At 42.2% G+C, this 15993-nt stretch carries 12 protein-coding genes and 6 tRNA genes; 3 read left to right on the forward strand and 15 right to left on the reverse strand.

Annotated elements, in window-relative coordinates; translation table 11 throughout:
• The first annotated feature begins 130 nt into the window (after positions 1-130).
• Complete coding sequence (locus tag G6Q48_RS10360; protein WP_166266301.1) at positions 131-1150, forward strand: SPFH domain-containing protein; 1020 nt, start codon at positions 131-133, stop codon at positions 1148-1150.
• Positions 1150-2073 (forward strand): sugar kinase, encoded by a 924-nt coding sequence (locus G6Q48_RS10365; protein ID WP_166266304.1) that lies wholly within the window; start codon positions 1150-1152, stop codon positions 2071-2073. Before G6Q48_RS10360 ends, G6Q48_RS10365 begins: the two co-directional genes overlap by 1 nt.
• Before the next feature lie 47 nt (positions 2074-2120).
• On the opposite strand, the gene lnt is transcribed toward G6Q48_RS10365, so the two are convergent.
• The 5 genes from lnt to miaB all read right to left on the reverse strand — a co-directional run bounded on the left by lnt (position 2121) and on the right by miaB (position 7897).
• Positions 2121-3650, reverse strand: coding sequence for an apolipoprotein N-acyltransferase (gene lnt, locus G6Q48_RS10370; RefSeq protein ID WP_166266307.1), 1530 nt, complete (start codon positions 3648-3650; stop codon positions 2121-2123).
• A complete protein-coding gene (gene corC, locus G6Q48_RS10375; RefSeq protein WP_102138309.1) occupies positions 3650-4534 on the reverse strand; it encodes a CNNM family magnesium/cobalt transport protein CorC in 885 nt (294 codons plus the stop codon). Before corC ends, lnt begins: the two co-directional genes overlap by 1 nt.
• Positions 4535-4900: 366 nt before the next feature.
• A complete protein-coding gene (gene ybeY, locus G6Q48_RS10380) occupies positions 4901-5374 on the reverse strand; it encodes an rRNA maturation RNase YbeY (RefSeq protein ID WP_094961810.1) in 474 nt (157 codons plus the stop codon).
• Positions 5375-6427, reverse strand: coding sequence for a PhoH family protein (locus G6Q48_RS10385; protein ID WP_166266537.1), 1053 nt, complete (start codon positions 6425-6427; stop codon positions 5375-5377).
• Positions 6428-6466: 39 nt separating this feature from the next.
• Entirely contained in the window at positions 6467-7897 is a 1431-nt protein-coding gene (gene miaB / locus G6Q48_RS10390) for a tRNA (N6-isopentenyl adenosine(37)-C2)-methylthiotransferase MiaB (RefSeq protein ID WP_094961811.1), read from the reverse strand.
• A 478-nt stretch (positions 7898-8375) separates the two neighbouring features.
• Between miaB and ubiF the strand changes: the two genes are divergently transcribed.
• Positions 8376-9563, forward strand: a complete 1188-nt coding sequence (gene ubiF / locus G6Q48_RS10395; protein WP_102138310.1) for a 3-demethoxyubiquinol 3-hydroxylase — start codon at positions 8376-8378, stop codon at positions 9561-9563.
• Positions 9564-9632: 69 nt separating this feature from the next.
• On the opposite strand, the gene G6Q48_RS10400 is transcribed toward ubiF, so the two are convergent.
• The 10 genes from G6Q48_RS10400 to nagB form a co-directional block, all read right to left on the reverse strand.
• Positions 9633-10976 (reverse strand): dicarboxylate/amino acid:cation symporter, encoded by a 1344-nt coding sequence (locus G6Q48_RS10400; RefSeq protein ID WP_242685803.1) that lies wholly within the window; start codon positions 10974-10976, stop codon positions 9633-9635.
• Positions 10977-11563: 587 nt separating this feature from the next.
• Positions 11564-11638 (reverse strand) — tRNA-Gln (locus tag G6Q48_RS10405).
• Between the two features lie 11 nt (positions 11639-11649).
• Positions 11650-11726 (reverse strand) — tRNA-Met (locus tag G6Q48_RS10410).
• Positions 11727-11774: 48 nt separating this feature from the next.
• Positions 11775-11849, reverse strand: a tRNA-Gln gene (locus G6Q48_RS10415).
• Positions 11850-11881: 32 nt separating this feature from the next.
• A tRNA-Gln gene (locus G6Q48_RS10420) sits at positions 11882-11956 on the reverse strand.
• Between the two features lie 30 nt (positions 11957-11986).
• Positions 11987-12071 (reverse strand) — tRNA-Leu (locus tag G6Q48_RS10425).
• Between the two features lie 7 nt (positions 12072-12078).
• A tRNA-Met gene (locus tag G6Q48_RS10430) sits at positions 12079-12155 on the reverse strand.
• Between the two features lie 370 nt (positions 12156-12525).
• Positions 12526-13749 carry a DNA-binding transcriptional regulator NagC gene (gene nagC / locus G6Q48_RS10435; RefSeq protein ID WP_102138312.1) on the reverse strand — a complete coding sequence of 408 codons (1224 nt, stop codon included), beginning with the start codon at positions 13747-13749 and terminating at the stop codon, positions 12526-12528.
• Between the two features lie 11 nt (positions 13750-13760).
• Positions 13761-14924, reverse strand: coding sequence for an N-acetylglucosamine-6-phosphate deacetylase (gene nagA / locus G6Q48_RS10440; RefSeq protein WP_102138313.1), 1164 nt, complete (start codon positions 14922-14924; stop codon positions 13761-13763).
• 74 nt (positions 14925-14998) lie between these two features.
• Positions 14999-15802, reverse strand: coding sequence for a glucosamine-6-phosphate deaminase (gene nagB / locus G6Q48_RS10445; protein WP_102138314.1), 804 nt, complete (start codon positions 15800-15802; stop codon positions 14999-15001).
• Positions 15803-15993 lie beyond the last annotated feature (191 nt).

Consider the following 15993-nt stretch of genomic DNA (forward strand, 5'->3'; position numbering starts at 1 on the left):
GATTGGCATTGATGAATAAACTATACGCTAAAAAATAATTAATGTCATTAAGACAATTATTGCTTGACTAATTAATGTCTATAGGACAATAATTAATTAAGGTCATAAAGACAATAATGAGGGATCCACTATGATTAACTTTAAATATTTCAAAGCAGACTCATCGACTTTTGTTATTCAATCAGTGAATGGGAAAGTGCGTAAGCAAGGTAAGGGGCTCAGTTTTTGGTATAACTCCGATAAAACGTCCATTGCGGCGCTTCCATTGAATGCACAAGAAGCCCCATTTATTTTTAATTTACAAACAGCTGATTTCCAAAGTTTACGTATTCAGGGGCAAATTTCTTTTCAGGTAAAACAGCCCGAAAAAACAGCGGATGTCTTAAATTTTAACTTATCTAAGGACGGGAAAAGTTACGCTTCAGAAGACCCCCTTAAATTAAATGATCGAGTTGTGCGAGCGGCTCAAACCGTGATCCAAGCCAAAATACAAACCACTTCACTGCGGGACGCATTATTAATTAGCCAATCATTAGTTGTTTTGGTGAGCCAGCAACTCGCTGTGCAGGCGGTCATAGAGTCTCTAGGTATTGAAATCTTGGATGTTTCTATCTCAGCCATTGCACCGTTACCTGAAACGCTTAAAGCATTAGAAGCACAAGCGAGAGAATCCATACTGAAAGAGGCTGATGATGCCATTTATGCAAGACGCAAATTTTCTGTCGAACAAGAGCGCACAATCAAAGAAGCGGAATTAGAAACCGACTTATCTGTTCAAGCCAAAGAACAACAAATTGAAGAGGCGCGCCTTGATAATGAGCGGAAAATATTGCGAGAGCGAGCAGAAATCGAGCAAGAGGAGTTAATCGCACAAGTGAATGCAGAAGCAAAACGCAATGAATTGGTTGCGCTTAGTGTTGAAAACCAACGCATACAGTCGGATGCAGATGCTTACTCTATTGAATCTAAAATGAAAGCCTATAGCCAATTACCGGTGGAAAACTTAAAAGCATTAGCGTTAGCGAAAATGGGACCAGAACAATTGATGGCGATGGCATTTGAATCATTAGCACAAAATGCCGGTAAGATTGGTGAGCTCAATATATCGCCTGATTTATTTGGCCAGCTAATGAAGAAAGGGGGTAAATAATGCAAAGGAATAATGACGTACGTTTTGTCTTAGTGATGCGTAAAACACGTTTGCAGGAATTGATTGAGCGCTTTAATACTTGGCCTCAAGCTAAATTTTACTTGGAACACAACCATGTTGAGGTGAGTGACTACTTAAATGAACATGACTTATATCAACGCCAATTAATACAAGCCGAATCGATATTGAAATCATCAGGTAGATTTCAATTATTGGAACGAAAATTATTACCTAGTTACCAATTTTCTAAACACGATATTGTTATCGTGATTGGCCAAGATGGTTTAGTGGCGAACACCTTGAAGTACTTAAACGGACAACCCGTTATCGCTATTAATCCAGATCCTGAACGGTGGGATGGTCAGTTGCTTCCTTTTGAAATAGGCCAATTGCAGGAAGTGGTGATGAATACCTTAAAAGGAAAAATAGAGCAAAAAATGGTGACTTTCGCCCAGGCAACGACCAATGACGGGCAATCGCTACTCGCGGTGAACGATTTATTTATTGGTCCGAAAAGCCACACATCGGCACGTTATTTATTAAATTGGAATGGGGAGCAAGAGTTTCAATCATCCTCTGGCATTATTATATCGACAGGACTTGGGTCAACAGGTTGGTTTCAATCTATTTTAGCGGGTGCGCAGGCAATTATGGGGGGAAATAATCATCCGTTGGCAAAAGGATTTGGCTGGGGAGAAAGTAAATTACAGTTTAGTGTTAGGGAGCCATTTTTAAGTAAAACAACAGGAACGAGATGGGTATTTGGTACGATTGAGCCGGGTAGCCCGTTAGCTGTTGAATCATTAATGCCCCATAACGGTGTTATTTTTTCCGATGGCATTGAAGATGATTTCTTACAATTCAATTCAGGTTGTATTGTGACAGTGAAAATTGCGGATCTACAAGGGTTACTGGTTGCATAGTCAATTACCCCACCTCATTGATAGGTACTGAGGTGGGGCCAATATCGTTATTTTTGGCGCCTATTCATAGCAAAACCGAGAATACCAAATATAACGACCACTCCCCACATCGGATAATGACTCCAACGTGCGTAAGGTGTTAGTCCAGTTGTTGGTGTGACTTCAGTGGCAAGCGCCGCTGTTTTAAATTGCGGTAGCATATCTTGTATTGAGCCATCTGCACTGATCACCGCAGTTATCCCGTTATTGGTGGAACGTAATAATGGGCGTCCCAATTCTAATGAACGCATGCGCGCCATTTGGAAATGCTGCCATGGGCCGATAGACTGACCAAACCATGCATCATTGGAGACGGTAAGTAAGTAATCGCTATCAGGTTTAAAGTTATCCCTGACCTGTGTACCTAAAATAATTTCATAGCAAATAGCGGCAGTTAGATGAATATTACCAACCGCTAATTGCGCTTGCTCATAATCGCCACGGCTAAAACCTGACATCGGCAAATTAAAGAATGGTGCGATAGGGCGCAGCAAATCTTCTAAAGGTACATATTCACCAAATGGCACTAAATGGTGTTTGTTATAGCGGTTTTTAGATGGATATAAATACGGGTTTTTATCGCCTAATACAATGATTGTATTATAAAAAGTATATTCACCATCCATAGGGCGTGCATCCACAATACCCGTAATTAACTGAGTGTTCGACTCTGCCAGTAATTGGTCGAGAGATTTAAGCCACGTTTGGTTGTCGAGCTCAACAGAAGGCACCGCTGATTCAGGCCAAACAATCAAAGACGCTTTACCGATATAAGGGCGAGAGAGCTCCATATAGGTGTCTTTGGTTTGTTGTAAAAAGCTGGCTTCCCACTTCATTGATTGGGGAATGTTGCCTTGAACCAATGCCACTTCCATTTTCTTGCCTTCAAGGGGGGTAAACCACTGTACATTTTTGGCGATTAATGGGGCAAAAATTAAGGCAGCTGCAACGGCGAGCGAGATAAAGCTGCGACGTAGGATAGCGAGTACTAACAGACCACTAATGCTAAATAAAAGCAATGTGATCATTTCTACCCCAAATATAGGGGCGAGAGCTTTCATCGGCCCATCAATTTGGCTATAACCAAATTGTAGCCATGGGAAGCCAGTTAATACCCAACCACGCAGAAATTCAGTGACTTGCCAGAGAGCTGGCGCCATAAAAACGAAACGCCAAATATTGGCTTTAGGAGCAAGCTTAGCCAGTAAACCACCAAATAGGCCAGTATAAAGCGCAAGGTAAGCGGCTAATAAAATAACAATAAATACGTTTACAGGGCCCGGCATGCCACCAAAATCGGCAATACTTACGTAAACCCAGTTAACACCACTACCGAATAAGCCAAATCCCCAAGCAAAGCCGATAGCAAAAGATTGCTTGACCGTGCGCTGCAAGGTCAGTAGTTGGAGGAAAAGGATAGAAAGTAGTGCGGCAGGCCAGATGTCAAAAGGCGAAAAAGCCAGCGTTCCACTGGCTCCGAAAATTAAAGCCAGCAGTAACCGCAACCGCTGGCTTTGATAAATAAACGTTGAGTTCATTAAGTCTGTTCTTCTTCCAAAGTTGGAACCGGAGCGTCGTCTGGAATTTTCACGTGAAGCAGAAGGATCCTGCGGCTGTCAGCCATAGCAACTTTAAATTGGTAGTTATCTATCGTGATGACTTCACCACGGGAAGGCAGGTGTCCAAAGGCTTGCATAACGAGGCCACCGACGGTATCGACTTCATCGTCACTAAAATGAGTCCCAAAGGCTTCATTGAAATCTTCAATCTGTGTAAGGGCTCGGACAGAATATGAATGACGGCTGAGTTGACGAATATCAACATCGTCTTGGTCGTCATATTCGTCTTCAATTTCGCCTACGATGAGCTCTAAAATATCTTCAATGGTCACTAGACCAGAAACGCCACCAAACTCATCGATCACGATAGCCATATGATAGCGTTGAGAGCGGAATTCTTTGAGTAGTCTGTCTACTCGCTTACTTTCAGGGACAACAACCGCTTGGCGTAATACCTTATCGATGCTAAAAGGCTCTGCGTCGGTACGCATAAATGGCAGTAAATCTTTTGCCATCAATAACCCTTCGATATGGTCTTTGTCTTCACTAATAACAGGGAAGCGTGAGTGAGCAGAGTCAATAATGACATCAAGGCACTCATCAAGCGTTTGATTACGTTTTAAGGTAACAATTTGGGAACGCGGGATCATAATGTCGCGTACGCGCTGATCCGCGATATCCATTACCCCTTCAAGCATTTCGCGGGTATCAGGATCGATCAAATCGTTCTGTTCAGAGTCGCGGATTAATTCGACTAAATCATCACGATTTTTAGGTTCACCATGGAATAGGTGATTTAACAGTGCAAAGAACCCTTTCTTAGGACCAGGGTTATCGCTACTCGAAGAGTTATCGTCGCTCATGGCGGTTAATTTAATATTCCTCAAAAAAATACTCGTCATACTTCGAACCGCAGCGTTGTTGGCTGCACTCACTTACCCTAGTCACATACTTGTGTATGCTCCTAGGGATAAGCCTCGCTGGCCGCCTAGCTGCAATTCGAATTATTTAGAGTATTCACTCGTCGTATTTCGAACCGCAGCATTGTTGGCTGCACTTGGCGCAAAAGTAGCCCAAGTTAAAGTATTTGGAGCTTAGGTTAGTTAATAAAAACAGCTTACTGGATTCTTTTTTAGCATAAAATTGAAGGTTTATCTGCAAAATAACCGTCAATTTTTTGTAAAGTAATGCTTTCTATAAGAAAGACATCTCAGAAAATTATAGTTAGGTCACTCTTTTTCTGCAAGGTATGGGTCTTCATAGCCCAATTCAGCGAGAATTTCGGTTTCTAAACCTTCCATTTCTTCAGCTTCATCATCTTCAATATGATCATAGCCTAAAAGATGAAGGCAACCATGAACAACCATGTGCGCCCAGTGTTCTTCTGCCGTTTTTTGTTGCTCAATAGCTTCTTGTTCAACGACTTGGCGACAAATAATTAAATCACCGAGCAAAGGCAGCTCAATTTCTGGCGGAGCTTCAAAGGGGAATGACAACACGTTAGTCGGTTTGTCTTTGCCACGATAGGTTAAGTTCAAGTGATGGCTTTCAGGCTCATCAACTACCCGAATAGTGACTTCACTTTGCGCTTGGAATTTAGGTAAAACAGCGGTTAACCAACGCTGAAACTCGGCTTCCGAAGGTAAACCATCAGGGTTTTCACACGCAATTTGTAAATCGAGAATGATGTCAATGCCACTCATTTATAGGTTTTCCTGCTTTTCAAATTGCTTTTGTTGTTCTTTTTCTTCACGTAATTGTTGGCGACGTTTATTGTCTTGTTCTTCCCATGCTTCATAAGCCATGACGACTTTTGCAACGACGGGATGGCGAACCACGTCTTCGCTGTGGAAGAAATTAAAGCTTAAATCATCCACTTCAGAAAGCACTTCAATGGCATGACGTAACCCTGATTTACTACCGCGAGGTAAGTCAACCTGAGTAATATCACCCGTCACAACCGCTTTGGAATTAAAGCCAATACGTGTTAAAAACATTTTCATCTGTTCGATGGTGGTGTTTTGGCTCTCATCTAAAATAATAAAAGCATCATTCAACGTACGGCCACGCATATAGGCCAGCGGCGCGACTTCAATAACATTACGCTCAATCAGTTTTTCAACTTTTTCAAAGCCTAACATTTCAAATAGCGCATCATAAAGTGGACGTAGGTAAGGGTCGACTTTTTGGCTGAGATCTCCCGGTAAAAAACCCAGTTTCTCGCCTGCTTCAACCGCTGGACGGGTGAGCAAAATACGACGAACCTCTTGGCGCTCTAACGCATCTACAGCCGCTGCGACCGCTAAGTAGGTTTTCCCTGTACCCGCAGGGCCAATGCCAAACGTTATATCATGGTCTAAAATATTAGCGATATATTGCGCTTGATTTGGGGTGCGTGGTTTGATCACACCACGTTTAGTTTTAATATTCACCGCTTTACCGTAGTCAGGAACGCTATCGGCAGATTGCTCTAAAACGCGGCTATCCATAATGGCTAAGTGAATGTTTTCAGGGTCGATATCAGGGATCACACCGCGCACGGGCGCGGTATCGACATACAGTTGACGCAAAATTTTGCTTGCCGCTTGAACATTCAGTGGCTTACCCGATAACTTAAAACGGTTATCACGGCGATTAATTTCGATAGCAAGACGGCGTTCTAGCTGCTTGATATTATCGTCAAATGGCCCGCAGAGGCTCATTAAACGCTGGTTATCTGCGGGTTCTAGAAAGATCTCTTGTGTTGCGATTTGCAAATTTTTTGTCTCGGTCACTGAATATCCTATGGTTGCGGCTTAGGGTTGAAAGCTACCAACACCTAGCTCATCTTCTTTACGGGTACGTGCAATAACAGACTCTGGCGATTCATGAACGCGAAGACCCATTTGGTCTTCTGTACGAATGACTTTACCGCGTAATGAGTTGGTATAGACATCCACAATTTCGACATCCACAAATTTACCGATCATATCCGGTGTGCCTTCAAAGTTTACCACACGGTTATTTTCAGTACGTCCAGACAGCTCCATGACGTTTTTACGTGATGTTCCTTCAACTAAGATACGTTGAACGGTTCCCACCATTTGTCGGCTGAAGCTTAACGCCTGCTGATTAATACGCTGTTGCAGTAAGTATAGACGCTGTTTTTTCTCATCTTCAGTTACATCGTCAGGTAAATCTGCTGCTGGCGTGCCAGGACGTGCGGAATAGACAAAGCTGTAGCTCATATCAAAATTCACGTCTGCAATCAGTTTCATGGTTTTTTCGAAGTCATCGGTTGTTTCACCGGGGAAGCCCACGATAAAGTCTGAACTGATTAGAATACCAGGGCGTGCTTCACGCAGTTTGCGAATAATGGCTTTATATTCGAGTGCGGTGTGTGCACGTTTCATCATGGTCAGGACGCGGTCTGAGCCACTTTGCACTGGGAGGTGCAAGAAGCTGACTAATTCAGGGGTATCGCGGTAGACTTCGATGATATCGTCAGTAAATTCAATTGGGTGGCTAGTGGTAAAGCGCACACGGTCGATACCATCGATAGCCGCGACTAAACGCAGTAATTCTGCAAATGAGCAAATTTCACCATCAAAGGTTTCACCGCGGTAGGCATTCACGTTTTGACCTAGCAAGTTAACTTCACGTACACCTTGTGCAGCTAACTGCGCGATTTCAAATAGAATATCATCACAAGGGCGGCTAACTTCTTCACCACGGGTGTAAGGCACTACGCAGAAAGTACAATACTTGTTACAGCCTTCCATAATCGAAACGAATGCGGTTGGGCCTTCAGCACGAGGTTCTGGCAACCGATCAAATTTTTCAATTTCAGGGAAGCTGATATCGATAACTGGGCTGCGCGTACCTTGAACTTGGTTTATCATCTCAGGCAAACGGTGCAATGTTTGCGGGCCGAAAACGATGTCAACGCTTGGCGCACGTTGGCGAATAAAATCCCCTTCTTGTGAAGCGACACAGCCGCCTACACCAATAATAATGTCAGGGTTTTTGTCTTTAAAGAATTTCCAACGACCAAGTTGATGGAAGACTTTTTCTTGTGCTTTTTCACGAATTGAACAGGTATTAAGCAGTAATAAATCTGCTTCTTCTGCAACTTCAGTGAGTTGATAACCATGGGTATTTTCTAATAAAGAAACCATTTTGGATGAGTCATACTCATTCATCTGGCAACCCCAAGTTTTAATGTATAGCTTTTTATTCGTCGACATGTCGTATATCCGGTGTTTTCGAAGCGGCTAGTGTAATGGACTCCGAAACGCGTTGTAAATCCAAAGTCCTACCCTTTATATTTGGGAAGTCGCATGCATTTTGATTAAGGACATCATTGTATGATGGGATAAATGCAAAGATATTTAAAATAATATCACTACACGAAATCTAAGGGCAGGCAATTTGCCTATTGTTTTAAAATTAGCACGTATTGTATTCATTTGCGGCATCAGTGACCAGAGGATGTTGCAAAATTGTGGTTGTTTTTTGTGCAAATTAAAGTGTTTTCAGTAAAATACACTATTTGTAAGGTTATAAAGAAGAGGGAAACCAATGACCTCTAAGTCTTCAATGCCTATATTTCCTGTGAGAATCATCATTTTTCGGTACAATACCTTTATCAACGTGGTCACTGTTATCAAATAATAATCTTTATTAAACAGAGACCTTTATTAAACAGTAAATAGTAGCGAACGTATGAATAAATTAATCGAATCTTATGATGTTGTCGTCGTTGGCGCAGGTATGACTGGCGCGGCAGCAGCATTGGGCTTTGCTCAAGAAGGCATGCGAGTCGCTTTGCTTGAAAAAGCACAACCTGCGGCCTTTGACTCACAAAGTGCTCCTGATGTTCGTATTTCTGCGATTAGCCGCGCTTCTGTTGAATTGTTGGAACAATTAGGTGCTTGGCAACATGTGAAAGCAATGCGGAGTGCGCCATATCGCCAGTTAGAAACATGGGAAGAGCCCGATAGCAATGTGGTTTTCGATGCTCAGAGCCTTGGGTTGCCTGAACTCGGTTTTATGGTAGAAAACCGTGTGTTACAACTTGCATTGTGGCAAGAATGTGAAAAATACAGCAATCTAGACCTTGTCTGTCCTGCGAGACTTATCAATTTATATCAATCTAAGCAGCAAAAAGAGTGGATGTTAGCATTAGATGATGGCCGAACTTTGCAGGCTAAGCTTGTCGTCGGCGCCGATGGTGCGAACTCGCAAGTCCGCAAAATGGCAGGGATTGGCAGCCGAGGCTGGCAGTATCGCCAATCATGCATGTTAATTAGCATTCAAACACAGCAGCCTCAGCAAGATAAAACATGGCAGCAGTTTTTCCCTTCAGGGCCTAGGGCATTTTTACCTCTGTATGATAATTGGGCTTCATTAGTCTGGTATGACAGTCCCGCAAAGATTAGGCGTTTACAAGGTATGTCAATGGAACAGTTAACTGGAGCGGTTTCTGAAGCCTTTCCTGAACGTTTAGGGCCGATTACGGCGATAGCTTCCGGGGCATTTCCACTGACCCGCCACCATGCAAGTCGATATGTGATGGACGGATTAGCACTGATTGGCGATGCAGCCCATACCATCAACCCATTAGCGGGGCAGGGGGTGAATTTAGGCTACCGAGATGTTGATGCTCTGCTGAAAGAAGTGGTTTACGCGCGTGAATACATACAGCCTTGGCATTCCCTTGATGTATTAAAACGTTATCAACGCCGTCGTTTGCCTGATAATTTAATTATGCAAGCTGGAATGGATGTGTTTTATATGGCATTTAGTGAAAAGTTACCGGGATTGAAAATAGTTAGGAATCTTGGGTTGATGGCGGCACAGCGCGCCGGAGAAGCAAAAAAACTGGCGCTGAAGTATGCGTTAGGGTTATAGAACTTATCTTAGATATATAAATAGGCCGCAAATTAGCGGCCTATTTATTATTAAATGGAGAAGTTAGCGCTATTTATTATTGGCTAAATCAATCGGCTGAATGTTGCTTGTATCTGTATTGATGTTGTCATCTTCAGTAATCACTGAATCTAAAGTTTCATTTTTTGCTGAAAATGCATGAGCCAGCTTTTCTGTGTCGAGTTCTTTTTCCCAACGTGCAACAACGATACACGCACATGCGTTGCCGACTAAGTTAGTTAAAGCGCGGCACTCAGACATAAATCGGTCGATACCTAAAATAAGCGCCATACCTGCAACAGGAACGCTTGGTACCACCATCAAAGTGGCTGCTAAGGTAATAAAACCTGCACCCGTTACACCAGCTGCCCCCTTCGAGCTTATCATGGCAACTAGCAGCAATGAAATTTGTTCCCAAATAGTCAGTTCAATATTGGTGGCTTGGGCAATAAATAATGCGGCCATCGTCATGTAGATGTTGGTGCCATCAAGGTTGAATGAATAACCAGTAGGGATCACTAAGCCTACAACAGATTTTTCACACCCCGCATGCTCCATTTTTCGCATTAAACTTGGTAATGCGGCCTCAGAAGAAGAAGTTCCTAATACTAACCAGAGTTCATCTTTGATGTACTTAATCAGTTCAATGATTGAGAAACCGTTATATTTGGCTACCGCCCCCAACACCAGTAAGACAAATAGCAGTGATGTTATATAGAAAGTCATAATCAGCATCATTAAGTTGCCGATAGAGGATATTCCATATTTACCAATGGTAAATGCCATTGCACCGAATGCCCCGATAGGGGCGAGTTTCATTAGCATCGCCACCATCTTGAATACAGGTTCTGAGAAGTTTTGTAGCAGTTTTACTATTGGCTCACCGTGTTTACCTGTTGCTGCGAGTGCTAATCCGAAAATGATAGAAATAAACAGAACTTGTAGGATGTTACCGTTGACCAATGGACTAATGACGGTATCAGGGATGATATTCATCAAAAAGCTGACAATCGAGGATTCGTGTGCTTTTTCAACGTAGGTGGCAACTTTGCTGCTATCCAAAGTCGCAGGGTCAATATTAAGCCCCGAGCCTGGACGAATGATATTCGCGACGATAAGACCGATGATGAGAGCAATTGTCGAGAAAGTGATGAAGTAGAGCATTGCTTTACCTGCGACACTTCCCACGGCCTTCATGTTTGACATCCCTGATATACCAGTGACAACAGTTAAGAAGATAACTGGTGCGATAATCATTTTAACGATTTTGATGAATGCATCACCAAGCGGTTTTAATGACTCTCCAATGTCTGGAAAAAAGTGACCAAGTGCTATACCCAGAACGATGGCTACTATCACTTGAACATATAATATTTTATATATTGGTTGCTTTATCATGTTTCGCATAAATTTTCTCTGTAAAAATGTTGCGTTTGGTAATTTATAATTATTAGGTTTAAAACTTTTATTAGAGTTTTTGAGAGCTAATTTAGTTGGAATGGAGGAAGGGGCTGAATTCATTAGTACCAGGGGGTGATAATAATTTGACTGGTAATAATCATACCTAACTACAATTCTAGGGAAGGTTACCACTTTAAATGGTTACATAGAAATGATTGAAGTCACATATTTGATATAAAAGTTACCCAAACGTAAATTTTATAGGGTAAATGTTGCCCTAAGATCACTTTTAGCGATTAAGTTGCTACTTATTTAGTGGTGTTGGGATTAAATAAATAAAGATATCGCCAAAAAATAATCAGTTAAGCTAAAAAACAGAGGTGAAAATATAGAAAACAGTGGAAATGAATCCCCTGTTTATTAAAAAACGAACGTGTCTGCTGTTTTTTTATTTTTTATTTCATTTATCAATAAAAGTGATAAGAGAGATTAGAGGTAGGGTTTTGTACATAAATACGTTATGCCTAAATGCACTGCGGGGTATTAAGGGAAATCTAATTTATGGGGGATTAAAGAGAGAATGGCTGGGGTACCAGGATTCGAACCTGGGGATGCCAGGATCAAAACCTGGTGCCTTACCGCTTGGCGATACCCCAACAAAAAGAAATGGTAGCTACGACGGGATTCGAACCTGTGACCCCAACATTATGAGTGTTGTGCTCTAACCAGCTGAGCTACATAGCCATTATAATTTCTTTGAAATGATTGTTTGCAACAAGAAGGGAAAGTAGATGGCTGGGGTACCAGGATTCGAACCTGGGAATGCCAGGATCAAAACCTGGTGCCTTACCGCTTGGCGATACCCCATCCGGGAAATTCTACTATTGATTGTATTAAGATGGCTGGGGTACCAGGATTCGAACCTGGGAATGCCAGGATCAAAACCTGGTGCCTTACCGCTTGGCGATACCCCAATCTTAAAATCAATACTACCGAGAAGGAAATGGTGCGGGAGACAAGACTTGAACTTGCACACCTTGCGGCGCCAGAACCTAAATCTGGTGCGTCTACCAATTTCGCCACTCCCGCAAAATAATGGTGGCTATGACGGGATTCGAACCTGTGACCCCAACATTATGAGTGTTGTGCTCTAACCAGCTGAGCTACATAGCCATCTTTTTTTGCATAACCTTCGTCGGCGTTGCGGGGCGCATTATGCTAATTACAGACACGACAGTCAACAGCTTTTTGCACTATTTTTCAGAAAATGCGTCTGTTTGTTTGATGAATAATCATTTTGTCGATAAAGCCAGCAAAAAACAAGCCCATATTTGAAAAAAATCACTTTTTATCTTACCTGTTAGATAAATGTAATTTTGGTGACGCGTGAAGTAATACAGTGAAAGAACGCAAAAATTTGTAACAGGAACAAAGCAGGAAGAAGACGAAGCGATTGAAAAATAGCCTATGAAACGAAACGTTCAAATTGTTGCTAATAAAAAAGCAGGTATCTCGACCTGCTTTAAAGAAAACAACGGTAAAATTAGCTTTCAAACAGTTTTTGTAATAATTCACCATTGAGCATCGCGCGTTTTGTGAGAGCGAAAGCGCCTATTGCCGAGTTGTGAACCAACTGTGATGTCACGATAGGGAGATTTTCCCGAAACCCTTTTAAGGCTTGTGTGTCAATGCAGCTTTGAATCGCGGGTAATAGAATTTGTTCCGCTTCCGTGATATCCCCCGCAATAACAACTTTTTCAGGGTTAAATAAGTTGATTGTGATAGCAATCGCTTTACCAATTTGACGACCAACGTGTTGAATAACTTCCGTGGCAAGCGGGTCTCCTTTATTGGCGGCTTGGCAAATATGGGAGATCGTGCAAGTTTCTAGTGTAAGGGCGCTTGAATAGCCTTGTTCTAAACGTTGTTTTACGCGAGCTTCAATTGCTTGGTTTGAGGCAATGGTTTCTAAACAACCAAAATTGCCACAGTGGCAAAGCTCACCAAGTGGGTCAACTTGGATATGGCCGATTTCTCCGAGATTACCTCTATGGTTGAGCAATATCTCTTTATTGATGACTAAACCAGCTCCTGCGCCTCTGTGGATACGTACGAGAAGTGAGTCTTCGCAATCACGAGTTGCCCCAAAATAGCTCTCAGCGAGCGCTAGGCTGCGAATATCATGCCCTGCATAACACGTTATTCTAAAGTGTGCTTGTAAATTGTCGATGAGATGCCAATTGTCGACTTTAATATGCGGCATGTAGTAGACAATTCCACTATTTGGGTTAACTAACCCAGGGAGAATAATTGAAATTGCGATCAACTCTTTTAAGCGTTTTTGGTTGTGTTCGATAAAATCTTCAAGGGCGGCAATCAGCTTTTGTTCCACCGCTTGCTGAGAGGGTTCAGTGATAGGGTAATGAGCATCGATAATCATTTTGCCACCTAAGTCGTACAAGGCGATGGTGGCATCATAGCGGCCTAAGCGGACGCCAATCGTATGAAAATTTTTGTGCTCAGAAACAATAGATATGGCACGACGGCCCCCAGTGGAGGCCTGTTGGTCAACTTCTTTAATTAAACCACGTTCGAGTAGCTGGCGAGTGATTTTAGTTACACTGGCTGGGGCAAGTTGGCTTTGCTCCGCGATTTGAATTCTTGATATCGGGCCATGTTGGTCAATTAAACTATAGACAACAGCGCTATTTAGTTGTTTGACGAGATCAATATTACCAATTTGCTTCAGCGAGTGGCTTTGATTCATTAGCTAGTTACTCATTTTTTGTAGACTTCTGCTCCGTTAACATAGGTTGCGAGGACGTCGAAGTCGTGGTTAAACGCGGTTAAATTCGCAATTTTACCCGGAGCGATAGACCCTAAAGTCTCATCAACTCCTATGGCTCTTGCGGGGTAGAGCGTTGCCATTCTCAGTGTTTCATCTAATGGAATACCCACGTACTCTACACTGTTTCTCACTGCTTCTATCATGGTGAGTGATGAGCCGCTGAGTGTGCCATTTTCATCTACACATAATCCATCGCGGTAGTATATGGTTTTACCTGCGAAGATAAAATGATCCATTTCACCAGTTTGAGGATCTATTCCTGCGGGCGCGGTGGCATCAGTCACTAAAATTAATTTATCACCTTTTAAGTGTTTGCTATTACGGATATTTGCCCATTGGACATGTAAGCCATCAGCGATAATTCCTGCATACACTTCAGGGGTGTCATAAATAGCCCCGACTAAACCCGGACCACGGCCTGAAATATATGGCATGGCATTGAAAAGGTGCGTTGAAAAGCGAATTCCGGCTTTAAAACCCAGTTTGGCTTCTTCATATGTCGCATTTGAATGTCCAGCTGAAATAACAATGCCGGAGTCTTTCAGTTGATGAATGTAATCAAGCTCAACCATTTCAGGCGCTAATGTGATCTTCGTAATCGCATCTGCATGAGCGGTTAAATAATCAATCATCTGCCCGGATGGTTGACGGATAAATTCAGGGTTATGTGTGCCTTTTTTAATAACATTAATATATGGGCCTTCTAAATGAAGCCCGAGAGCTTGGTTCTTATGGTCTTTTAAGTACTCGGTCATGACCTCAATACCATGCTTCATTAATTCGTCAGAGCACGTAATTAACGTTGGCAGGTAACTGGTACATCCCGTACGCTCATTGGCTTTTTGCATGATATCCAAATTCTTTAATGTGACATTTTCTTTATTATCATTGAATTGGACACCACCACAGCCATTGACTTGCAAGTCAATAAAACCAGCAGATAGGGTTGCACCTTGTAGGTCATGTTGTGGAATATCGGAAGGTACTTCAGAGACAGGACAAACATCTTTGATGATTTCACCATCGATGATGACCGCATGGTTATCCAGTCTTTCATGACCTGTATAAATAATGCAATTTGTTAATGCATACATGGCTTAAACTCCTGACCTCTGTAAGGTGGGTCACCGATCAGCCTTCGCTGATCGGGTGATTGATAAACATAATATTAGTTAAACTTTTCAATAATTTCAGATTCTAGCTGTTTGAAATATTTAAGCGTTTTGACTTTTAATTCGAGTGTTGCGGGTTCATCACAGACGATCAGTGCTTTTGGGTGCATTTGCACGCAGCTTACTGTCCACATATGGTTGATTGAACCTTCTACCGCAGCATGAACTGCATTCGCTTTATTCGCACCAGTCGCGAGTACCATTAACTCTTCAGCGTCCATTAATGTGGCAACCCCCACAGTTAAAGCGAATTTTGGTACTTGGTTGATATCATTATCAAAGAAGCGTGAGTTCGCTTGGCGTGTTTCGGGTGTTAATGTCTTAATACGGGTACGAGAGTTCAGTGAAGAACCGGGTTCATTAAAAGCAATATGGCCGTCGTTACCTACGCCGCCCATAAATAAATTAATTTTGCCGTAAGATTTAATTTTATCTTCATAGCGTTGGCACTCTGCATCAACATCTGGGGCATTGCCATTCAGTAAATTGATATTTTGCGCTTGAATATCGATGTGGTTAAAGAAATTCTCATGCATAAATGTGTGATAGCTTTGAGGATGATTAGCTGGAATACCAATATATTCATCCATATTAAATGTGACCACATGCTTAAAACTGACTTTTCCTGCGTTATATAAAGCAATCAGAGCTTTATAAGTAGCAAGAGGGGTACCGCCTGTTGGTAACCCAAGAACGAAAGGGCGCTCAGCAGTAGGGTTGAATGCGTTGATTTTATCAGCGATATACTGTGCGGACCAAATGCCGACATCATGCGCATTGTTAAGTGGAATTAGCCTCATGTCTCAATTACCTCTAATAAGTCTGTGAAATCTTTCATATATATATGTATCCCTGATGTTATTCATTAGATATAGGAATACTCGTTATACTACAAATTTATTACGCGCTGGTGTTGGTATACAGTGCCGTTTTAACGGCGACACCTGCATTTTAAACGCGCTGAGAATATACAGGTTAATAGTATAAAAAA

Origin of the sequence: Providencia sp. M-27 (assembly GCF_011077905.1) — a bacterium.
In the GTDB taxonomy this organism is placed as follows: Bacteria; Pseudomonadota; Gammaproteobacteria; order Enterobacterales; family Enterobacteriaceae; genus Providencia; species Providencia huaxiensis.